Annotated in this window: 23 protein-coding genes; 12 read left to right on the top strand and 11 right to left on the bottom strand. The window is 74.1% G+C overall.

All coding sequences use genetic code 11. From position 1 onward, the window contains the following. Nucleotides 1–20: 20 nt before the first annotated feature. Complete coding sequence (locus NP075_RS18315) at nt 21–1,022, bottom strand: LacI family DNA-binding transcriptional regulator (RefSeq protein ID WP_227563532.1); 1,002 nt, start codon at nt 1,020–1,022, stop codon at nt 21–23. A 238-nt stretch (nt 1,023–1,260) separates the two neighbouring features. On the opposite strand from NP075_RS18315, the gene NP075_RS18310 reads away from it, so the two are divergent. The 9 genes from NP075_RS18310 to NP075_RS18270 all read left to right on the top strand — a co-directional run bounded on the left by NP075_RS18310 (nt 1,261) and on the right by NP075_RS18270 (nt 9,783). Then, the gene (locus NP075_RS18310) at nt 1,261–2,787 is read left to right on the top strand and encodes an alpha-N-arabinofuranosidase (RefSeq protein ID WP_227563531.1); all 1,527 of its coding nucleotides are present in this window, start codon (nt 1,261–1,263) and stop codon (nt 2,785–2,787) included. Next, complete coding sequence (locus NP075_RS18305) at nt 2,784–3,647, top strand: alpha/beta fold hydrolase (RefSeq protein ID WP_207369772.1); 864 nt, start codon at nt 2,784–2,786, stop codon at nt 3,645–3,647. Before NP075_RS18310 ends, NP075_RS18305 begins: the two co-directional genes overlap by 4 nt. A 305-nt stretch (nt 3,648–3,952) precedes the next feature. After that, nucleotides 3,953–4,327: a hypothetical protein gene (locus tag NP075_RS18300; RefSeq protein WP_227563530.1), complete on the top strand. Its 375-nt coding sequence runs from the start codon at nt 3,953–3,955 to the stop codon at nt 4,325–4,327. Between the two features lie 103 nt (nt 4,328–4,430). Next, nucleotides 4,431–5,489, top strand: a complete 1,059-nt coding sequence (locus tag NP075_RS18295) for a hypothetical protein (RefSeq protein WP_227563529.1) — start codon at nt 4,431–4,433, stop codon at nt 5,487–5,489. A gap of 154 nt (nt 5,490–5,643) precedes the next feature. Continuing rightward, complete coding sequence (locus tag NP075_RS18290) at nt 5,644–6,135, top strand: GNAT family N-acetyltransferase (protein ID WP_227563528.1); 492 nt, start codon at nt 5,644–5,646, stop codon at nt 6,133–6,135. Nucleotides 6,136–6,234: 99 nt separating this feature from the next. Beyond that, nucleotides 6,235–6,903, top strand: a complete 669-nt coding sequence (locus NP075_RS18285; protein ID WP_227563527.1) for a YceI family protein — start codon at nt 6,235–6,237, stop codon at nt 6,901–6,903. 45 nt (nt 6,904–6,948) lie between these two features. Then, on the top strand, nt 6,949–7,452 hold the full coding sequence (locus tag NP075_RS18280) for a sigma-70 family RNA polymerase sigma factor (protein WP_227563526.1): 504 nt from the start codon (nt 6,949–6,951) through the stop codon (nt 7,450–7,452). Next, a complete protein-coding gene (locus tag NP075_RS18275) occupies nt 7,449–8,132 on the top strand; it encodes an anti-sigma factor family protein (RefSeq protein ID WP_227563525.1) in 684 nt (227 codons plus the stop codon). Before NP075_RS18280 ends, NP075_RS18275 begins: the two co-directional genes overlap by 4 nt. A 142-nt stretch (nt 8,133–8,274) precedes the next feature. Then, the gene (locus tag NP075_RS18270) at nt 8,275–9,783 is read left to right on the top strand and encodes a LamG domain-containing protein (protein ID WP_227563524.1); all 1,509 of its coding nucleotides are present in this window, start codon (nt 8,275–8,277) and stop codon (nt 9,781–9,783) included. A 45-nt stretch (nt 9,784–9,828) separates the two neighbouring features. Here NP075_RS18270 and NP075_RS18265 read toward each other — a convergent pair whose 3' ends face one another. The 6 genes from NP075_RS18265 to NP075_RS18240 all read right to left on the bottom strand — a co-directional run bounded on the left by NP075_RS18265 (nt 9,829) and on the right by NP075_RS18240 (nt 14,093). After that, the gene (locus NP075_RS18265) at nt 9,829–10,314 is read right to left on the bottom strand and encodes a MarR family winged helix-turn-helix transcriptional regulator (RefSeq protein WP_227563523.1); all 486 of its coding nucleotides are present in this window, start codon (nt 10,312–10,314) and stop codon (nt 9,829–9,831) included. Nucleotides 10,315–10,357: 43 nt separating this feature from the next. Further along, complete coding sequence (locus NP075_RS18260) at nt 10,358–11,923, bottom strand: polyamine aminopropyltransferase (protein ID WP_227563522.1); 1,566 nt, start codon at nt 11,921–11,923, stop codon at nt 10,358–10,360. Nucleotides 11,924–11,931: 8 nt separating this feature from the next. After that, nucleotides 11,932–12,135, bottom strand: a complete 204-nt coding sequence (locus tag NP075_RS18255) for a DUF350 domain-containing protein (RefSeq protein ID WP_227563521.1) — start codon at nt 12,133–12,135, stop codon at nt 11,932–11,934. Nucleotides 12,136–12,181: 46 nt separating this feature from the next. Beyond that, complete coding sequence (locus NP075_RS18250) at nt 12,182–12,892, bottom strand: hypothetical protein (protein WP_227563520.1); 711 nt, start codon at nt 12,890–12,892, stop codon at nt 12,182–12,184. Then, nucleotides 12,889–13,233: an S-adenosylmethionine decarboxylase family protein gene (locus NP075_RS18245; RefSeq protein ID WP_227563519.1), complete on the bottom strand. Its 345-nt coding sequence runs from the start codon at nt 13,231–13,233 to the stop codon at nt 12,889–12,891. The genes NP075_RS18250 and NP075_RS18245 overlap by 4 nt, the downstream gene beginning before the upstream one ends. A gap of 131 nt (nt 13,234–13,364) precedes the next feature. Continuing rightward, nucleotides 13,365–14,093 (bottom strand): Type 1 glutamine amidotransferase-like domain-containing protein, encoded by a 729-nt coding sequence (locus NP075_RS18240; protein WP_227563518.1) that lies wholly within the window; start codon nt 14,091–14,093, stop codon nt 13,365–13,367. Between the two features lie 193 nt (nt 14,094–14,286). Between NP075_RS18240 and NP075_RS18235 the strand changes: the two genes are divergently transcribed. Continuing rightward, nucleotides 14,287–15,039, top strand: a complete 753-nt coding sequence (locus tag NP075_RS18235) for an HAD-IIB family hydrolase (RefSeq protein WP_227563517.1) — start codon at nt 14,287–14,289, stop codon at nt 15,037–15,039. A gap of 70 nt (nt 15,040–15,109) precedes the next feature. Here NP075_RS18235 and NP075_RS18230 read toward each other — a convergent pair whose 3' ends face one another. The 4 genes from NP075_RS18230 to NP075_RS18215 form a co-directional block, all read right to left on the bottom strand. Further along, the gene (locus NP075_RS18230) at nt 15,110–15,376 is read right to left on the bottom strand and encodes a KTSC domain-containing protein (RefSeq protein WP_227563512.1); all 267 of its coding nucleotides are present in this window, start codon (nt 15,374–15,376) and stop codon (nt 15,110–15,112) included. A 106-nt stretch (nt 15,377–15,482) separates the two neighbouring features. Next, entirely contained in the window at nt 15,483–17,348 is a 1,866-nt protein-coding gene (gene ggt / locus NP075_RS18225) for a gamma-glutamyltransferase (RefSeq protein WP_227563511.1), read from the bottom strand. 371 nt (nt 17,349–17,719) lie between these two features. After that, nucleotides 17,720–19,384, bottom strand: coding sequence for a glucuronyl esterase domain-containing protein (locus NP075_RS19055; protein ID WP_284439903.1), 1,665 nt, complete (start codon nt 19,382–19,384; stop codon nt 17,720–17,722). Nucleotides 19,385–19,605: 221 nt separating this feature from the next. Next, nucleotides 19,606–20,472 (bottom strand): oxygenase MpaB family protein, encoded by an 867-nt coding sequence (locus NP075_RS18215; protein ID WP_227563510.1) that lies wholly within the window; start codon nt 20,470–20,472, stop codon nt 19,606–19,608. Between the two features lie 163 nt (nt 20,473–20,635). Here NP075_RS18215 and NP075_RS18210 point away from each other — a divergent pair, with 163 nt between their 5' ends. After that, nucleotides 20,636–21,106 carry a GyrI-like domain-containing protein gene (locus tag NP075_RS18210; protein ID WP_227563509.1) on the top strand — a complete coding sequence of 157 codons (471 nt, stop codon included), beginning with the start codon at nt 20,636–20,638 and terminating at the stop codon, nt 21,104–21,106. Between the two features lie 14 nt (nt 21,107–21,120). Continuing rightward, nucleotides 21,121–21,261 (top strand): hypothetical protein, encoded by a 141-nt coding sequence (locus NP075_RS18205; RefSeq protein ID WP_308054131.1) that lies wholly within the window; start codon nt 21,121–21,123, stop codon nt 21,259–21,261. Nucleotides 21,262–21,273: the final 12 nt, after the last annotated feature.

The raw sequence follows: 21,273 nt of genomic DNA, 5'->3' as shown, positions 1-21,273 counted from the left end.
GCGGCGGGCCGTGCCGCGCCTCAGCGCGTCGAGCCGCGCACCACGAGGCGCACCGGCATCACCAGGTGCTCGACCTCCGCGTCCTCGCCGGACATCCGACGTTCCAGCAGCCGGAGCGACTCGGAGACCACGAGGTCGACGCGGGGGTCGATCGTCGTCAGGCCCGGGCACAGGTGCTCGCTGACGGCCAGGTCGTCGAAGCCCACGACCTGCACGTCCTGCGGGATGCGCAGCCCCGACTCGTGCAGCCCTGCCATGACGCCGATCGCGACCTGGTCGGTGACGGCGAAGACGCCGTCGAGCTCGAGGCCGGCGGCCACGGCGGCCCGGATCGCCGCGCGGGCCTCGGCCATCTCGAAGTGCTCGGGCGGCAGGACGAGCCGCTCGTCGGGCACGAGCCCGGCGGCGGCGTGCGCGGCCCGCCAGCCGGCGGTGCGCATGCCGACCATGCCGGAGTCCGTGGGGTCCACCGTGCCGCCCACGATGGCGATCCGACGCGCCCCGCGCTCGATCAGGTGCGCGGTGGCGAGCCGCGCGCCCTCGAGGTTGCCGAGCATGACCTGGTCGAGGTGGGCGGGCATGGTCTTCTCGCCCAGGAGCACCAGCGGCAGGTCGCTCTGCAGGCGCGCGATCTCGGCGTCCTGCATGCCGACGACGGACAGCAGCACACCGTCGTACATCTGCAGACGCGCCTGTGAGAGCGCGCTCAGCTCGCCCTCGCGGCTCGCGCCCGTCTGCTCGATGACGAGGTGCCTGCCGCGGGGCTGCAGCACGTCGGCCACGGCGGCGGCGAGCTCACCGAAGTACGGGTGGTCGGCGCGGGGGATCGACAGGGCGATGGTGCCGCTGCGGCCGGCCCGCAGGCTGCGCGCCGTGAGGTTGACCTGGTAGCCCAGCTCGTCGACGGCGGCCAGGACGCGCCGACGTGTCGCCTCGCTGACGCGAGGGCGTCCGTTGACGACGTTCGACACCGTCATGACGGAGACGCCGGACGCCTTCGCGACGTCCTTGAGTGTGGGCATGTCGAACACCTTATGGACGTGAGCGATCACGCGGGGCCTTCTTGCTTGACTTTTTCCGACTCGTACCCGAAGGTCAGGTTGCGCGACGTGTAACGATAAATCCTGAGGACTCGACGACGAGGCTTCCCGCCGCCGGCCGGCACCCGGACGGCCTCGTCGTCGCCCCGCGGAACGCACGTCGGTGGCCTGCCTGCCCGACGTCGGCGCTGACGTCGGGACCGACCTCGAAGGGACCTTCGTGTCTTCCCTGACTGCCGTCATCGACCTCGACCTGCCCGGGCCGACGATCAGCCGCCACGTGTACGGGCACTTCGCCGAGCACCTCGGTCGCTGCATCTACGGCGGGTTCTGGGTCGGCGAGGACTCCGACGTCCCGAACGTGCGCGGCATCCGCACCGACGTCGTCGAGGCGCTGCGCGCGCTGCGGATCCCCAACCTGCGCTGGCCGGGCGGCTGCTTCGCGGACGACTACCACTGGCGCGACGGCGTCGGCCCGCGGGACCAGCGACCCCGCATGGTCAACTCCCACTGGGGCGACGTCGTCGAGGACAACTCGTTCGGCACCCACGAGTTCATGGACCTGTGCGAGATGCTCGGCGCGGAGCCGTACGTCAACGGCAACGTCGGCTCCGGCACCGTCCGCGAGATGAGCGAGTGGGTCGAGTACCTCACGCGCGCCGACGACTCCCCGATGGCGGCCCTGCGCCGGGCCAACGGCCGCGACGAGCCGTGGGCGCTGCCGTTCTTCGGCATCGGCAACGAGCCGTGGGGCTGCGGCGGCAACATGACCGCCCAGCACTACGCCGACCTGGCCCGCCAGTACGCCACCTACGTGCGCAACCACGGCGGCAACAGCGTCTACAAGATCGCCGCCGGCGCCAACGCTGACGACTACGCGTGGACCGAGACCCTGATGAAGGTCTCGCAGAAGCTGGGCTGCGGCTGCGACCCGCGCGGGTTCTTCCAGGGCGTCTCGATGCACTACTACACGATGTCCGGCGACTGGAGCGACAAGGGCCACGCGACGGCCTTCGACACCGACGACTGGTACGTCACCCTGCGCCGCGCCCACAAGATCGAGGAGCTCGTCCGCGGGCACGCCAACGTCATGGACGCGTACGACCCGGAGCACCGCATCGGCCTCGTCGTGGACGAGTGGGGCACGTGGTGGAACGTCGAGGAGGGCACCAACCCCGGGTTCCTGTACCAGCAGAACACCCTGCGCGACGCGCTGGTCGCGAGCCTGCACTTCGACACGTTCCACCGCTACGCCCAGCGGATCTCCATGGCGAACATCGCCCAGACCGTCAACGTGCTGCAGGCCATGGTCCTCACGGACCCGGACTCCGGTGCGCTGGTCCTCACCCCGACGTACCACGTGTTCGAGATGAACACCGGCCACCACGACGCGTCCGCGCTCGCGGTCCACGTCAAGGGCGAGGTGCCGACCCGCGAGGTCGAGGGCACGGCGCTGCCGCTGCTGTCGATGTCCGCGTCGACCAAGGACGACGCCGCGCTGGTCTCGCTGTCGAACCTCGACGCCGACGCCCCGACGACGGTCGTGCTGGACCTGCGCGGCCGCGAGGTCGCGGAGTTCTCCGCCCGCGTCCTGACGGCACCCACGATCCAGACGCACAACACTCCCCAGCAGCCGGACGCCGTCGCGCCCGTCGCGCACGACGGTGTCCGGCGCCACCCCCGCGGGCTCGAGGTCGACCTGCCGGCGCGCTCGTACACCACCGTCCGGCTGGAGCTGGGCGCGTGAGCGGGCAGGGGCTGGGCGTGAACGGGACGACGTGGACGAGCTGGGCGCCGCCCGGGACACCGGGCGCGATCACCGAGCTGCCGGCCGAGGCCGTGCCGACCGACGGGCTGACGGACCACCGCTCCGGTGACCCCGACGCCCCGACGGTCGTGCTGCTGCACGGCGTCACCGACTCGGGCACCACGTGGCCGGACCTGCTGACGCACTGGGGCGACCGGTACGACGTCCACGCACCCGACCTGCGCGGGCACGGCACGTCGCCGCGGTTCACGCCCGCGCAGATGGCGTACGCGCCGGAGGTGCTGGTCGCGGACGTCGTCGCGTTGCTCGACGCGCTGCCCGGGCCGGTCGCGCTCGTCGGGCACTCGCTCGGCGGCGTGACGGCCCTGCGGGCGGCGCTCGTGCGCCCCGAGAAGGTCCGCGCGCTCGTCGTCGAGGACCCGGCCCGCCCGACGGGCGCGCGGGCACCGGAGCCGCAGTTCTCGGCGATGCTGCTCGGCCAGACGCAGGTCGTCATCGACGACCGCGGTGCCGAGATCGCCCGCATGCGCCGCGAGACGCCGTGGAGCGACACCGAGATCGAGGCCTGGGCGGCCACCCGCGCGGACGTCGACCAGGAGTACCTGCGTGCCGGGCTGTTCCTGGGCGACGCGGCGTGGGAGGAGGCGTTCGGCGCCCTGCGTGTGCCGACGCTGCTCGTCCTGCCGGAGGAGGCCACGATGGCGCCGCGGCCTGACGGATTCGACAACCCGCTCGTGCGGACCGTCGTCGTCCCCGGCGCCGGCCACTGCGTGCGCCGCGACCAGCCGGACGCGTACCACGCGCTGGTCGACGCGTTCCTCGCGGAGCACCTGCGCTGACGGGGCGGTCGGCCGAACCACGACATGCCCGGATCGTCCGAGGGAGCTCGGACCGGTCGCGAGTGGGTTCAGCGTCCTCGGTGAGCGCGGTCCGACACGGATGGGGACCCGTATCGCCACGTCGCTGAGCGTTCGTCGGTGTGAACTGCGCGCGGCACGCGTCAGGCAGCCGGGTCGCGTGGTGCTCTGTGGCTCGTCTGTCTCGCTCACGGGCTCGTGGTAGCCGCGACCACGCCCAGATCGAGGCTGCTGCAAACGGGTGCACCTCACGCTCCCGGGCTGTGCGGCATGGGCGGGATGGGGAAGTGTCCACCGAGTTCCGACGTGTGGATGCTGGGGGCGACCGTGCAGAGCGACCGACCGACGACATGGCTGTCGCGCAGGACCTCTGGGGCGACCGCGATCGCTGTGCTGCTCGCCATGGGTGGAGCGTCGCACCCCCGGCGGCTGCCCTTCCGACCGAGCAACCTGCAGAGTTCCACGCAGCTGTCCCTGCGCCGTCCCTGGGGTTGAGCGAGGAGGCGTTCACCGACGGCGGTGTGCGGGTCGCCGCCCGGACGGATCCGCCCTTCGAGGTGTACGCGTGCCTCGAGGAGCCGACCGAGCCTCCAGAGGGGTGGCCGTACGACTTCGCCGAGAAGGTAATGATATCGGCGGAGTTGTCTGTCACTTCTTCATGAGAGGCACCACCGGGCAGATGGGGCTTTCCCACGAGGTGCTCGAGGCGCTGAATCGCCACAACATTCCCTTCTACATACATGACCGCATGACGCAGGGGATCGCATGTACGAGGACCTGACCAGGGAACAGGCGTGGGACGTCGTGCGGCACATCGAGGCGCGCGCGCCCTACCGGCTGTGCCTGCTGGCCGAGCGAATGCGGGACACCGACGGCCCTCTGGACCAGATGGACGCGAGCCTGGAGAGCCTGGTCCCGATGTGGGAGTGGTTCACCACGCTCGCCATGGCTGGCTACCCCGACGTCCCTACCGACGTGCCGCCCACGGACGAGCCGCGAATCGTTGCGCACGCACGCCCCGAGTACGTCGATCTCGCGCGCCGTCGCGCCCTCATGTGCGAAGGGCTGACGCACTACATCGAACTGGTGGTCAGGCGGATCGACCCTCGGTCGCGGTGGGACCTGTGGCTGCAGAAGGGCCGCATCCGCATGGCGCAGCACCAGGAGCCGGTCCTCCGGCTCAGCGACGGCACACCGATCCACGTGATCTACCTCCCGGGCGGCATGGCCCGTCGGTACGAGAAGGGCGAGCTCCATGCCGGTCGGGACCCGCTGGCGCTACGCAAGAACATCACCGAGGACCTTCCCTCGTCGTGGCGACGCGACCAGGACCCGCAGCCGTCGGTGCTCGCGCCCTACCTCGCCTACGCCGGCCAGACGCCCCCGGCGCTCGTGACGTCGAGCCCGCTGGCAGTGCTGTTCGACGCACCCACCCCGGCGCCCGCGGAGCCGTTCGACGACGTCGGGGTCGAGCTGCTGCTCGCCGTGGGACCGGCTGCGGGCCTGGACGACCCGCGGCACTTCGCGCCCCTGTCCGTCGACACGGTGGCTGCGGTCCTGACCGAGCTCGATCTCGCGCACGAGGACGGCCGGCCCGTGAGACCCCGCGAGCTCCTGGAGGACGGGACCCAGCTGTTCGCCGCTGACGGGACCGCCATGGTCGAGACCATCGCGACAGACGGTGCGTTGCGCGCACTGTCCGTCGAACCGGCCGGTGGTGGCACGGCCGCGTCCTGGGCGCGTATCGAGGACGGTTTGCGCCGGCTCGCCGAGTCCCTGGGTGGTCACCTGGCCTCGGACTCCGAAGGCTGGCCCGAACCGTAGGGCCGAGCTCCGGTCGCGATGGTCGCCCACCGGCGCACATGGCGACTGATGCTGCTCCCGGTGCGGCCGTGGCGGGCAGAAGTACCAGGCGCCCCGGCCGGTCGCGTCGCTCGTGCGCACGCGGGACCGGCCCCACGCACTACCGTCGGGTGCCGTGGACGTCCACCCCCAGCAGGCCACCGCCGCCGACGCGACGGCGATCCACGCGCTGCGGCGCTCCCTCGAGGACTGGATGGCCACCCGCGGCATCGACCAGTGGCCCGTCGGGTCCGTGCCGGCCGAGCGCATCGCGGCGCAGGTGGCCGACGGGCAGTGGTGGGTGGTCCGCGACGACGACGGGCTGCGGGGCGTCGTGCGCGTCGTCGCCACGGACCCCGAGTACTGGGGCGACGACGACGCGCCCGCCCTCTACGTCCACGGGCTCATGGTCGCCCGGCGGGCGGCGGGGACCGGGCTCGGGCGGGCGCTCGTCGAGTGGGTGGGCGAGCGTGCGCGCGCTGCCGGCGCGACGTGGCTGCGGCTCGACCACCGCGCGTCCAACCCGCACCTGGACGACGTGTACCGGTCCTGGGGGTTCGAGCCGGTCGGCGTCACCGACCGCCCGGGGTTCGAGGTGGTGCTCATGCAGCGCCCCGCGGCGCCGTGAGGCCGTGACCCGGCGTCGCGTTGAACGGATCGACCCGCTGCCTCGTCTACAGGTGGAGGGCCCCCGTCGGGGCGGCCGGCGGCGAGAGGGCAGGGCACGATGAACAAGCGGACGAAGGTGTGGGCAGGGGTCGGTGCGGGCGTGGTCGTGCTCGGGGTGGTGGCCGTGGCCGTCGGCCCCGGCCTGTACGCGGACTGGGCCAACAGCAACGCGCAGGCCGCGCCGACGCTCGAGGCGAGCGCCGCGGGCGGACCCGTGGCGGCGACGGACGGCACGTGGACCGTCGCGGACGGGTCGTTCGCCGGGTACCGCGTCGAGGAGGTGCTGCGCGGCGAGGACGTGACGGTCACCGGCCGCACCGAGGACGTGACGGGCTCCGTCACGGTCGAGGGCGGCAGCCTCACCGCGGCCGAGATCGAGGTCGACATGGCGAGCATCGCGACCGACGAGCCGCCGCGCGACAACTACTTCCGGGACCAGGCCGTGCAGGTCGGGACGTTCCCCACGGCGACGTTCACGCTCACCGAGCCCGTCGAGCTGGGTGACGGCGTCACCAGCGCGCAGCTCACGGGCGACCTGACGATCCGCGACGTCACGCAGGAGGTGACGGTCGACGCGCAGGTCGCCGGCAGCGGCGACGCGGTCCAGGTGGTGGGGTCGGTGCCGGTGACGTTCGCGGACTTCGGCGTCCAGGCGCCGTCGCTCGGGTTCGTGACGGTGGAGGACACCGGGGCCGTCGAGTTCGACCTGCGGCTGACGGCGTCCTGACGGCCGCGACGGTGCGACGGTGCGGGTGACCGGGGAGGTGCGGGCATGACGGCCGACCCCGACGCGCTGCTGCGTGCCACGCACGCGGCGCACGCCGACGCGCTGCACCGGTACGTCGCGCGCCTCACCGACGCGGCCCGCGCGCAGGACGTCGTGCAGGAGACCCTGCTGCGGGCGTGGCGTCACCCCGACGTGCTGACCCGCCCCGAGCCGTCCGTGCGGGCGTGGCTGTTCACCGTCGCCCGGAACCTCGTCGTCGACGACGCGCGCAGCGCCCAGCGCCGCCACGAGATGCCGTCCGACGCACCGCCGGACGCCGCCACCGGCGACGGCACCCAGGCCGTGCTCGACCGCTGGCTCGTCGCCGACGCGCTGGCGTCGCTCTCGGCGGACCACCGGGCGGTCGTCGTCGGCGCCTACTACGGCGGGCGCTCGGTCGCCGAGCTCGCGGCCGAGCAGGGCGTGCCGCCCGGCACCGTGAGGTCGCGGCTGCACTACGCGCTGCGCGCCCTGCGCCTCGCGCTGCAGGAGAGGGGAGTGACGTCATGACCGCCGACCCGTACCGCGAGTGGGACGCCGCGTACGTGCTGGGCGCGCTCGCACCCGCGGAACGCCGCGAGTTCGAGACGCACCTCGCCGGGTGCGACGCCTGCCGGGCGGCGGTCGGTGAGCTCGCCGGCATGCCTGCGCTGCTGGGCATGGTGCCGGCACAGGACGCCGCGGCCGTGCCCGCCGCGCCCGACCCCGCCGGAGACGTCGTCCCCCTCACCCGCCTCGCAGAGGCGGCGCGGCGGCGTCGGACGCGGGGTCGTGCAGCGCTCGCGGGTGCGGCCGCGGTGCTCGTCGTCCTCACGGGCGTCACGGCGTCCGCGGTCACCGCCGCCAGGGCGCCCGACCCGGTCGTGGTCGCGGCCGACGCGCGGACCGTCGCGCTGACGCCCGTGGGCGGCTCGGGGGTGACGGCCGACCTGACGCTCGCCGAGACGGGCTGGGGCACGCGCCTGGACTGGTCCTGCGCGTACGAGGCGGCCGAGCTCCCCGAGGGGGTCTACGAGCTCGTCCTCGTGGGCGGCGACGGGCAGCGGTCCGTCGTCGCGACGTGGACGAGCACGGGCGAGCGCACGGCCTCGGGCCTGGGCGCGTCGTCCGCGCTGCCGCTGGACGGGATCGAGCGCGTCGAGCTGGGGGTCGTAGGGCTGGACCGGCCGCTGGCGGCCGGCGACGTGTGACGCCGGGCCGTCCGGGCGACGTACCTGCCGGGACGCCGGAACCGGATCTGGACGACGCCCGAAGCGTCCGATAAGTTCCGCGCGTCACCGCGCGCCGGCACCGCCGCCCGCGTCGAGCGACCCGACCCAGCAGGGGGCACCCGTGCACGACCGTTCGTCCTCCCGTCGCCTCGCCACCGTGGTCCGCGCGCTCGCGGTCGGTGCGCTCACCGGCGCGCTCGCCCTCGTCCCGGGGGTCGCGCTGGCGCACGGCGGCGGCCCGTCGGGGCACGCGCCGCGTGCCGTGAACCACGCGCCCGACCGCCCCGCCGACGTGGGCACGTCGGGGCCCGAGTCGTCGTGCTCGTCGTCGACGGCCGCGGCCCTGCGGTCCGCGACGCCCACGCTGCGGGCGACGCTGTCGGACCCTGACGGCGACGCCCTGCGCGGCACGTTCCAGGTGCGCGACGGGCGGACGGGGCGTCTGCTGTGGTCGTCGCGCGCGACCGCCGCGCAGGCGTCGGGGTCGGCCCACGCGGTCCAGGTGCCCGAGGGGCTGCTGCGCGACGGTCGCGCGCACGAGTGGCGGGTGCAGGCGCGCGACGCCAAGGGCCGCACGAGCCCGGTCGTGCGGTGCCGCATCGCCGTCGACGTCACCGCTCCCGGGCTGCCGACGGTGGCACCGGTCGAGGGTGCGGGCGCCGTCTACGCCGAGGACGCCGTGGCCGGGGGCATCGGCGTCGCCGGGGACTTCCGGTTCGAGGCCCCGGGCACGGACGACGTGGCGGCCTTCCTCTACGCGTTCGACGGCGCACCCGCGCAGGTCGACGTCGTGCCGGGGGACGCCGGGGCGACGGTGACGTGGGTACCGACCTCCGCGGGACCGCACCAGCTCACGGTGCAGGCCGTGGACGTGGCCGGCAACGTGGGACCCGAGCGTCTCTACCGGTTCACGGTGACGGCTGCGCCGACGGCGCCGGCGGGCGCCCGCTGGCTCCTCGACGAGGGGCAGGGCCTGACGGCGACCGACACCCGCGCCGGCACGACCCTGACCCTGACGCCCTCGACCACGTGGGCCGACGGCATGGCCGCCGAGCTCTGGGGCACGACGACGGACCGCGCGCTGCTCCTGGACGAGGCGGACGACGGCGCGTCGACGGCAGGACCGGTCGTCGACACCACGGGCAGCTTCTCGGTCGCGACCGTCGTGCGGGTCGACGCGGACGGTGCGCCCGCGACGGTCGTCAGCCAGGACGGCGCCGCCGGTAGCGCGTTCACGCTCGGCACCAGCACCACCGCGTGCGACGAGGAGCTCACCACGTGCTGGGCGTTCGCGGTCGCGGGCACCGGCGGCGACACCGTCGTGGCGACGTCGACCGTCCCGGTGAGCGTCGGGTCCTGGTACGGCGTCTTCGGGGTGCGGGACGCGACGTCCGGTGTGCTGCGGGTCGACGTCTGCCACCTCGGCACCGTCGACGAGCCCGGGTCGCCCAGCTCCCTGACGGGTGCCGACGTGAGCCTGGACGTCGCGGCCGGGAGCGACGGGCCGTTCCGCGTCGGCACGGCGCAGGAGGGCTCGACGCCGTGGGTCGGCGCCGTCAGCGGCGTGCAGACCTGGGGCAGCGTCATCGACGTCACCCGCGAGCGGCTGATCTGCAGCGGCCGCATGTGAGTCGCGGCGCCGGCCGTCCCCGAGGGCCGGTTCGCCCCGGTGCCGTCAGGCCCCGTCGACCCGGGGGAGCGTGACGCCGCAGGCCTCGACGACCTGCCTCGCAACGGCCGCGAGGTGCCCGACCTGCGCGTCGTCGAGGCGGTCGAACACGCGGCGGCGCGCCTCGGCGACGTGCCCGGGCGCCGTCGCGACGACCTTGTCCCAGCCGGCGTCGGTGAGCGTGGCGAGCGTGGTGCGGCCGTCGGTGGGATCGGGGTGCCGGCGGATCCAGCCGCGCGCCTCGAGGCGCGCGACGATGCGTGACAGGTGGGACAGGCTGACGTCGGCGCGCGCGGCGAGGTCGCGCATCCGGTGGGTGCGGTCCGGTGCCATCGAGAGCCACGAGAGCACGTGGTACTCGGCCAGCGAGATGCCGGCGTCGCGCTGCAGCTGCGTGTCCAGGGCGTGGGGCAGGTGGGTGGTGAGCGCGCTGAGCGCGATCCAGGCGTTGGTCTCGTCGGTGCTCAGCCAGCGCGGCTCGTCGTCCACCATGCGGTCAGGTTACGTGCCACGGGAAGTGATCCCGGCGCCAGACTCAGTACCGCCAGTGCGCCATGTCGCCCTGGTAGGTGGTGTGGACGCGGGGTGACAGCAGCGTCGACGGCACCGCGTCACGCTCCGGCAGGTCGCCGGGCAGGCGCGTCGTCGCGCCCAGCGAGGACGCGTCGTGGAACCGCAGCCCGTCGGGCAGGGGTGCGGCCGTCAGCAGCGACGACGCCCCGCCTGGCAGGCTCAGCGCGAACCCCCACTCGCCGAACGACGGGACGTTCACGCTCAGCGGCACGACCGTGCGGCCGGGGGCGCCCGCCTCCATCGTGGCGACCACCTGCCAGAACGCGTGCGGCGTGAAGTACGTCGACGTGGCCTGCGTGGCCATCACGCCCCCGGGCCGCAGGCGGGCGGCCACGGCCGCGTAGAACTCCGCCGAGTACAGCTTGGCCACCCGCTCGTTCGACGGGTCGACCAGGTCGACCAGCACGGCGTCGAACGTCGCGTCCGTGCCGCGCACCCAGCCGAACGCGTCGGCGTTGACCACCGTGACGCGCGGGTCGTCCAGGGAGCCCTCGTTCAGGTCGCGGACCAGGCGGTTGGTCCGTGCCAGCTCCGTCACCGCGGGGTCCAGGTCGACCACCACGACCTCGCGCACCGACGGGTACCGCAGCACCTCGCGTGCCAGCAGCCCGTCCCCGCCGCCCAGGATCGCGACGGACGCCGGCGCCGCCACCGACGTGAGCGTCGCGTGCGCGAGGGTCTCGTGGTACCGCGCCTCGTCGGCCGACGAGAACTGCAGCTGGTCGTCCAGGTACAGCCGCACGTCGCCCTGGTAGTCCGTCACGACGAGCTTCTGGTACCTCGACGTCGTCGCCGCGACCACGGGGTCCTCGTACAGACGCGTGCTCAGCGCGGCCTCCACACCCGACGAGACGGCGAACACCGCGACGAGCGCCACCAGTGCCGACGCCGTCGACCACGTCCACCGCGGCTGGTGCCCCATGCGGGCCAGCATGAACAGCGCGACGCCGACGTTGAGGATCGCCACCGCCAGGGCCGTGCGGACCAGCCCGAGGCCCGGCAGCAGGACGAACGGGAACAGCAGGGACGCGAGCAGCGCCCCCAGGTAGTCCACCGCCAGCACCTTCGACAGCAGCGCGACCGACTCGTCACGCCCGTGCTCCTTGAGCAGCGCGACCAGCAGCGGGATCTCGACGCCGATGCCCACGCCGATCGCGAGCGACAGCAGCACGAACACCGGCCAGTACAGCGACGTCGCCCCGTACGCCCAGAACAGCACGAGCACCGACGCGCCGCCGACGAGGCCCAGCGCGAGCTCGTTGCGCGCGAACGCGATGCCCGACGGGCCGGGCAGGTGCGGGGCGAGCAGCGACCCCAGCCCCATGCCGAACAGCGTGACCCCGGTCGCCACCGAGAACGCGACGACCGAGTCGCCGACCAGGTACGAGGCGGCGGTGCCGAGGATCAGCTCGTAGACGATGCCGCCGACGGCGACGAGCAGTGCCGCCGCGAACACCGTGGGTCGGTCCATCGTCCGGCCGGCCGCCCGTCCGCGGAGGGCGGCCACGGGCTGCTCGTCGACGTCCACGGCGCCCCTCAGGAGCTGATGGTGCCCGCGATGATGATGCCGATCGCGACCGCGACGCCGGCGATGAGGATGCCGAAGGCGGTGTTGTGCTCGTCGACCAGCTCGCGGTGCAGGTTCAGCTTGAACAGCTTGTTCACGACCACGATCGTGAGCAGCAGCAGGACGATGCCGAGCACCGAGTAGACGATGGTCGACAGCAGGTCGGTGATCACGCGTGGTTCTCCTTGGTCGTCGTGCCGGTCCGGTGTGCGGTGGTGCTCACTTGCCGAGGCCCCCGCTTCCGAAGACGGACCGCCGCACGCAGTCCTGCTCGGTGGTGACCGTGCCGTCCGCGGCGACGACGGTGCGGGGCGTGCAGGTCTCGGTGCCGGAGCCGCAGGACGTCGTCATCCACCCGAGGCCGAGCACGAGGGCGAGACCCACCAGGACGCCCTTGAACGTCAGGCCGCCGGGCGCGACGCGCTTGCCGAAGTGCTCCTTCTGGCCGGCGGTGTCCAGCACGGTGCCGTGGTAGACGTCGAGCACGCGCTCGTCGAAGCGCTCGACCGACAGGACGAACCCGTCACCCTGCAGCTCGGCGTACGCGACCGGCTGCCCCATCTGCAGGTCGTACGTGAACGCGCCCGCGAGGTGCTGGATCGTCCCGACGCCGACCTCGCCGACCGTGACCGGGTGCTGGTGCCCGCCGAACGTCACGACCAGCTGCTGGCCCTCGCTCAGGTGCGCGGGCTCGAGGTGCTCGGTGACGTGCACCGGCCGGTAGAGCGTGACCTTGCGGGTGTAGTGGTCGTACTCCACCCAGAAGTCGAGGTTCTCGTAGCCGAGGACCTCCCACTCCTCCCAGTAGTACGTCGTGCGGTCCTCGGGGTCCCACTCGCCGTACACGACCACGCCGTGCGGCAGCGACCGCCACGGCGGCGTGCCGATCAGGTGCGTGCCCAGCCGCATCCGGGCCCGGGGGCGCGTCACGCGTCGGCCATCGTGCGGGCGAGGACGGTGCCGTGCCACGCGTCGGCGAGGGCCGTGCGCGTGCGCTCGACGAACCCGGCCGGCGGGCGGCGGCACGTCGTCAGGGTCACGTAGGCGGTGCCGTGCTCGGGCCAGGTGTGCACGGCCACGTGCGACTCCGCGAGCAGGATCGCCACGCTCAGGCCCTGGGGTGCGAAGCGGTGGACCGCGTCGGAGCCGACGGGGTGCAGGCCGGCGTCCGCGACGAGGCCGGTCAGCGCCGTGCGCACGACGTCCAGGTCGTCGAGCAGCGCGGGGCGGGCCGACGCGACGTCGAACACGTACACGTGGTTGCGGTGCACGGGGCGGCGCGCCTCCTGCTGCTCGGGCGCCGGGGCGCGGGGGACGCTGCAACGTACCCGAGCCCACCAGGTGCGGCGCCGCGTGTCGCGGGTCGCACGCCCGGGTTCACCCGGGCGGTCCCCCGCGCAGGTCAGCCAGCGAGCAGCCGCGTCGGCACGGGCGTCTCCACGGCGCCGTCGACGCCCTGGTGGACCCGGTACGCGCTCGCCCCGCGCGCCTCGCCGACCGCCTCCACGAGCTCACCGCCGCGCCACAGCAGGGCGACGCCGTCGTCGGCGGCGTAGCCGTCGGGCAGCGCGCCCGTGCCGACCCACCGCAGGTACGTCTCGCGCCTGCCGGGCTCACCGCGGTAGTGCGGGCACGCCGACCCGCGCAGCAGGCCGAGGCCGTCGCGCAGCGGCGCGTACGGTCCGAAGGAGTCGGTGCTGGACGCCTCGAACCAGCAGTTCATGCCGGCCGAGATCCCGGCGAGCACGGTCCCACGGCGCGCCGCCTCGGCGAGCAGCTCGGGCAGGCCGTGCAGCCGCCACACCGCCAGCAGGTTCGCCGTCGACCCGCCGCCGACGTACACGACGTCCTGCTCGAGGACGTCGTCGAGCCGGTCCAGCGGGATCGCGCCGTCCGGCCCGTTGCCGAACAGCGCGAGCACGGACGTGCGGGCACGACCGTCGAACGCGGCCACGAAGCGTTCGACGTACGACGCCGCGTCGCCGCTCGCGGTGCCGACGAAGCAGACCCGCGGGGTGTCGCGGCCGGTCAGGCCCAGCAGGAAGTCGTCGATCGAGCCGGCGTCCGCGACCTCCGGCATGGAGAAGCCGCCGCCGCCGATGGTCAGGACGGTCCCGTCGAGTCGCGTCATGCGTCACGACCGTAGAGCAGGCGGACCGACCGGTCGTCCGCATTCCGTCCGGCATCCGGGACGCCACCGGGTACCGTGTTGCGGTCGCGAGGCCGTCCGGCCCCGCAACCACCGGCCGCACGGCGCGACACCCCGTCCCGGCCGCCCCGAGCACCGCCCACGCCGGTGGGCGCCGCCGCACCACGGAGGATTGATGACCTACGAGCTCGTGCTCTTCGACCTGGACGACACTCTCGCGCCCTCGAAGAGCAAGGTGCACCCGCAGATCGTCGACATGATCGTCGCGCTCACCCGCGTCGCGCAGGTCGGCATCATCTCCGGCGGCCGGTTCGAGCAGTTCGACGCCCAGCTGCTGTCGTCGGTCGACGACACCGCGGCCCTCTCCCGCCTGCACGTGCTGCCGACGTGCGGGACGCGCTACCTGGTGCACGACGGCGCCGCATGGGCCGAGGTGTACAGCGAGCCGCTCACCGAGGACGAGTCCGCCCGCGCCGCCGCCGCCGTCGAGAAGTCGGCGCGCGAGCTGGGGCTGTGGGAGGAGAACACCTGGGGGGACCGCATCGAGCTGCGCGGCAGCCAGGTGACGTTCTCCGCCCTCGGTCAGGAGGCCCCCGTCGACGCGAAGGCCGCCTGGGACCCGGACGGCGCGAAGAAGGAGAAGCTGCGTGCGGCCGTCGCCGAGCAGCTGCCCGACCTCGAGGTCCGCTCCGGCGGCTCGACGTCCGTCGACATCACCCGCAAGGGCATCGACAAGGCGTACGGCGTCAACCGGCTGCTCGCGCGCCTGGGCCTGGAGCCGACGCAGGCCGTGTTCTTCGGCGACCGCCTCGACGAGGGCGGCAACGACTACCCGGTGATCTCGACGGGCGTGCCGTGCGTCGCGGTCGAGGGCTGGGAGGACACGCCCGCCAAGGTGCGCGCGGCCGTGCCGGAGGCGTTCGCCTGACGTACCCCAGGATGCGACCGTGCGGGGTCGTCGTCGCTCTGCGACGGCGACCCCGCACGTCCGTCGGGTGTCAGGCGGGGCCGGTGGTCGCCGGCTCGACCCACCGGGGGGTCCCGCAGCGGCGCACGGCGTAGCGGTCCACGACGTGCTCGAGCAGCGCCGCGCGCAGGCGGACGCCGGCGGTGGTGACGCGGTGCGCGACGTCCGCGGGGACGTCGCGGTACTCGTACTCGGCCCAGCTGCCCCCCGAGACGGACGTGAGACGGACCGTCAGGGTGCCGGACGCGGCGTCGTGGCGGGCGGCGCGGGGCCGCAGGGCGGAGGACGTACGGAACACTCCTCCACCTTGGGCCGTCCGACGGCACCGTCCGTGGTCAGGAGGTCCTAGGGCCGGCGGACTGTGCAGCGTCCGGGACGCCAGTCGTCCCGAACGCTGCACGGTGTCACCGCCGCGGACGCACCACCCCCGCGCTGCCGCCGCCGCGGCGCTCAGGCTCGGCGACGGCCAGGAACCTGCCCCGGTCCAGCACCTCGATCGCCGCCGCCGCCCCGATCTCCGGGGTGTCGGCGAAGACGTGCCCGAGGGCCTCGAGGCCGGCGCGCGGGAAGCCCGGCTCCGCCTGGATCGACGTGCCGTTGCGGGGCGTCGCACGCGGGGCCGCGACCGCCTGGTCGAGCGGCATGCCGAGGTCCAGGCGGTTCACCAGCGTCTGCAGCACCGTGGTGATGATCGTCGCGCCACCCGGCGACCCCAGGGCGAGCAGCGGGCGGCCGTCCTGCAGGACGATCGTCGGGGCCATCGAGCTGCGCGGGCGCTTGCCCGGCCCGGGCAGGTTCGGGTCCGCGCCGCCCTGCGTGTCGGTGAAGCTGAAGTCCGTCAGCTCGTTGTTGAGCAGGAACCCACGCCCGGGCACGACGATCCCGTTGCCTCCGGTGGACTCGATCGTCAGCGTGTACGCCACGACGTTGCCCCACCGGTCGGCCGTCGTCAGGTGCGTCGTCGACGTGCCCTCGGGGGTCTCGGTGGCCGCGTCGCCGCCCGGGGCGCACGGCTCGTACGGCCCGTACGTCCCGTCGGGGACTCCGGGCGCGACCGGCTTGGGCAGCGCCGCCGCCGGGTCGATGAGGCACGCGCGCTCGGCCGCGAAGCCGTCGGACAGCAGCTCGTCGAGCGGCACGTCGACGAAGGCGGGGTCGCCGACCCAGCGGTTGCGGTCGGCGAACGCGAGGGCCGCCGCCTCGACGTAGTGGTGCAGCGCCTGCGTCTCGTCGAGGGCGCCCAGGTCCACGGTCTCGAGGATGTTCAGCGCCTCGCCCACCGTCGACCCGCCGGACGACGGCGGGGCCATGCCGTACACGTCGAGGCCCCGGTAGGTGACGAGCGTGGGGTCGCGCGGCACGACCTCGTACGCGGCGAGGTCGGCCGGCTGGAGCAGCCCGGGCCGCACGACGCGTGTGCTGCCGGGAGCGACGGGCGGCGCCTGCACCGTGTCGACGATCTCCCGCGCGAGCGGGCCCGTGTAGAGCGCGTCGACGCCGTGGCGCGCGAGGAGCCGGTACGTGCGCGCGAGGTCCGGGTTGCGCAGCACCGACCCGACGCGGGGCACGGACCCGCCCGGCAGGTACAGCGCGGCCGTCGACGTGAAGTCGGCGAACCGGTCCGCGTTCGCCTCCGTCTGCTCGGCGAACGTCCGGTCCACGACGAACCCGCGCTCCGCGACCCGCGTCGCGCCGGCCAGCGCGTCGCGCAGGCTGAGCGTGCCCCAGGTGTCGAGGGCGGCCTGCCACGTCGCCGGGGTCCCCGGCACGCCGACCGACAGGCCGGACGTCACCGCCTCCTCGGGCGGGATCGCGACGCCGTCCTCGACGAACGCGTCGCTGCCCATCGCGGCCGGTGCGGTCTCGCGCCCGTCGAGCGTCTGCACGCTCCCCGTCGCGGCGTCGTAGACGACGAGGAACCCGCCGCCCCCGATGCCGGCCGAGTACGGCTCGGCGACACCCAGGGTCGCGGCGGCGGCCACCGCGGCGTCGACGGCGTTGCCGCCGCGGCGCAGCACGTCCAGCCCGACGCGCGTGGCGTCCGGGTCGACCGTCGCCACGGCACCGCCGGTGCCGACCGCGACGGGCACCTTGGCGGGTGGCCGCCCGTGGTGCCCGCCGCGTCCGTCCGGCCCGGACCCGTCGAGGCCCGCACCGTCGATCTCGTCACCCACCCCGGGCGGTGCGGCATCACCGGGCAGCGCGCCCGCACTGAGCGCGAACGCGGCGGCGACGACGACGAGCGGACGGGCGAGCGTGGACGTGCGCATGGCGGCCCCCTGGTGGTGCGGACGTCAGGAGTCCGTCCTACCACCGGGCGCACTGCCGGGCACAGGGTGCGCCCGTCAGACACCTTGCCCCGGGGTGCGTGACTGGATTGCACTCTCACGCCAGTCAGGGGGTGAGAGTGCAATCCGGTGCACTCCCACGCCAGTCAGGGGGTGAGAGTGCAATCCAGTGCACTCCCACGCCAGTCAGGGGGTGAGAGTGCAATCCGGTGCACTCCCACGCCAGTCAGGGGGTGAGAGTGCAATCCAGTTCGCGGGGTGGGTGACTGGATTGCTCTCTCACGTCGGCTTGGGGCGGGTGGCTGGATTGCACTCCCACGCCAGTCAGGGGGTGAGAGTGCAATCCAGTCGGGTCAGGCGCAGGTGGCCGTCAGGCCCTGGCCCTGGCCCGTGCCCTGGAAGCCGAACTCGGTGGTCTGGCCGGCGCCCACCGACCCGTTCCACGGTGCGTTGGTGAAGCGGACGGTCCCGCTCGTGCCGCTGCTCACCGAGTTCCACGCGTTGCTGACGCCCGCGCCCGCGGGCAGCGTCACGGTGGTCGTCCAGCCGTTGAGCGACGACGAGCCTGCGGTCAGCCTCACCGTGGCGACGAACCCGCCGTTCCACTGGTTGAGCGACACCGTTGCCGTGCAGCCGCCGGGAGGCGGCGTCGGGGTCGGGCTGGCGGTCGGGGTGGGGCTGACGGTCGGGGTCGGGCTGACGCTCGGGGTCGGGCTGACGCTCGGCGTGGGGCTGGTGCTCGGCGTCGGGCTGGCGGTCGGGGTCGGGCCGTCGCTCAGCGTCGGGGTGGTCCAGTCGGCCCACTGCGACAGGCTGCCCGCGGCACGGCTCGAGATGCGCATCTGCCCCGTCGAGGACCCGGTGCCCAGCAGGAACTTCTGGATGTTCTGCTGCAGCGGCGTGCGCCACTCCGAGCGGTTCGCGCAGTGCGAGCCGTCGGCCACGTCGGACCAGTAGGTGATGTTGCCGCCCGCGCCGAGCGCCTTGTAGATCTCGGCACCGCCCAGCGCCGCGACGCTCGCGGAGCGCGGACCGAGGTTGGCGATGTGCGGGTTGTCCATGATGAACAGCCCGCGCGGTGCGACCAGCCCGACGAGCTGGTGGGTGTCGACCGGCAGGTTGTTCGGGTTGCCGGTGTACGACCCGAACGCGTCGCCGAACCACGGCTGCTCGCCGTACGCGCTGCTCAGCGACTGGGCGCCCTCACCGGCGATGCCGCGGAAGATCGGCACGCCCGCCGTCCCGGACTCGATCGGCATGGTCAGCGCGATGCGCTGGTCGAACGCCCCGGCGACGATCGCGCCCTTGCCGAAGCGCGAGCACCCCGTGACGCCCGTCGCGTCGCCCTTGAGGATCGACGCGCCCGACGCCTCGATGACGTCGATGATGCGGCTGACGCCCCACGCCCAGGCCATGAGCAGGCCGGTCTGGCTGTTCGAGCCGTAGATGTCGTAGAACGCGCCCTGCTTGTTGGCGCGGCCGGTGCCCTCCTTGCCGACGACGTAGGGATCGAAGCTGATGACCGCTGCCCCGGCGCTGCGGATGGTCGCGGTGTCCGCACCGAAGCCCCCGTACACGACGACGGCCGGGTGGGGCCCGTTGCCGCTGGGCAGCGACACGTTCGCGGAGAAGCTGGTGGAGCGGCCGTTCTGGGAGACGTTGACCGTGATCCGGGAGCTGGTGACGCTGCCGGTCACGGTCGCCGGCTTGGCGGGCTTCTGGCCGTAGACGTGCTGCTCCATCAGGCGCCTGGTCTGCTCGCGCTGGCAGCGCCAGTCGGCCTTGCTGGTGATGCGGGTGCCGTCCGCGCGCCGGAACGGGTCGGGCAGTCGCGAGCTCGACGCCGCGGCGGGCAGCGACGGGAGGACGCAGTCGGCCCCGACGTTCTCGACGGGCTCGACGAACGGGGCGGCCTGGGCGGGTGCGGCGTGCGGGACGACGACGGCGGCGGCCGCGAGTGCGAGCGACGCGACGACGACGACGGCGGGGCGGGACTTCGAGCGGCCCGTGGTTCTCACCGGGTCTCTCCCTCCGTGCGAGTGGGGGGAGCCGGGTGCTCGACGTCGACGTCGACGGGTCCGAGCGGCGCTGCTCCCAGGGTCGATCGCCACTGTGCAAAGGTTTTCCATGACCGGTCAACGCGCCTAAACCCTTAGCGGAAGACGGCAACGCCGTTGCCGTTCCCAGCGGGCGCCGCAGGGGGTCCGGAGCGACCTGCGCGGGCTCGGTGGGTGCGTCCTCAGCCGGCCGGCTGGCCGGCCAGCAGCCACCGGACGGCGCGCGTCGCGCCGTGGCCGGCGGCCCGCGCGGCCGCCCTGGCGACCCGCCCTCGGCGGGGCAGCCCCAGCGCGTCGGTGGCCCAGACGGGCAGGGACTCGACCGCGGCGGCGGCCAGCGCGTCGTAGCCGGGGCGCAGCGTCCGCGGCATCGGTGGCTCGTGCAGCAGGAACTGCGCGGCGTCGAGCGCGGCCGGCGTCGCGCGCAGCACCGGTCGGTACCCCTCGACGGCGGCCGTCAGGCCGGCCGCCGTCTCCGGCACGTCGACGGCCCCCAGCGCGCGCCCGATGCGGGCGGCCTGTGCCGCGTACTCGTCGGCCCGCGCCGGGCTCAGCGGGTGCGCACCGTACCGGGTGTGCGCGACCAGGAAGCTCTCGATCTCAGCCACGTGCACCCAGCGCAGCAGGTCGGGGTCGTCGGCCGCGTACGCGATCCCCTCGGGGGTCACGCCGCGCACCCGCCCGTGGATCGTGCGGATCGCGTCGACGGCCGCCTGCGCGTCGTCGGCCGTGCCGAACACCGTCGTGGCGAGGAACGTGCTGGTGCCCGCCAGCCGGCCCCACGGGTCCTCGCGGAAGTCCGAGTGGCTCGCGACCCCCGCCATCGCCGCCGGGTGCAGCGACTGCAGCAGCAGGGAGCGCAGCCCACCGACGAACATCGAGGCGTCGGCGTGCACGACCCGCACCGCCGCGTCGGGTCCGAACCACCGCGGGCCCGGACGCCCGTGGATGCGCTCGCGGCTGCGGTGCCCGTGCGGTCCGGCGACGCGCAGGAAGAGCGCGTCGCCCGAGCGGGCGCGCCAGCGTCGGACCGGTTCGGCGAGCGTCACGGACCCACGGTACGTACCCGGGCGCGGTCCGCCACCGGAGCCCCGGCGCCCCGCGGCCGCCCGGTGCGGACGCGCCCGGACCCGTGCCCGCCCGATGAGTCCGGCGGTCCGGGACGGTCGGTGAAGCCAGGGCCGCGCCCGCGGCCGAGACCAGGAGGACGACATGGAGACGACCCGCACCGACCTGCCCACGGTCCGCATCGCGGCGGTCCGCGCGACCGTGCCGACGTCCGGGCTGACGGCGTTCTACGACACCGCCTACACGCGGGTCGCACAGGCGGCCGAGCGCGAGGGGTGGACCATCGCGGGTCCGGCGCTCGGCTGGTACAACGGCATGCCGACCGACACGGCCGACCTCACGGCCGGGTTCGCGGTCGAGGGCGCGGACACCGGTGCGGCGTCGGACGGCGTCCAGGTCGTCGAGCTGCCCGGCGGCGACGCCCTCGTCGTCACGTACACCGGGCCCTACGACGGTCTGCCGGACGCGTGGGCCGGCGTCGAGCAGGAGCGCGCGGCGCTCGGCGTCGACGGCCGCGGTGACTTCTGGGAGGAGTACGTCACCGACCCGTCGCCCGACGGCGACCCGAACGCGAACGTCACCCGCCTCGTCCTGCCGCTGCGGGTGGGGGCCTGAGGGACGTCGACGGCGTGGTGAAGCTCCTGCTGAGGAGGTGGGCCGACGAGATCGGCATCCCGGCCGACGCCATCGACGACCGGACCGCCCTCATGGTCGTCGACGGCACGACCGAGGTGGTCTCCGAAGGGCGGTGGCACCGGTTCGACGGGTGATCGCCCGGGCGG

Source organism: Cellulomonas wangsupingiae (assembly GCF_024508275.1).
Lineage (GTDB): Bacteria > Actinomycetota > Actinomycetes > Actinomycetales > Cellulomonadaceae > Cellulomonas > Cellulomonas wangsupingiae.
This window is presented reverse-complemented; position numbering and strand designations above follow the sequence as displayed.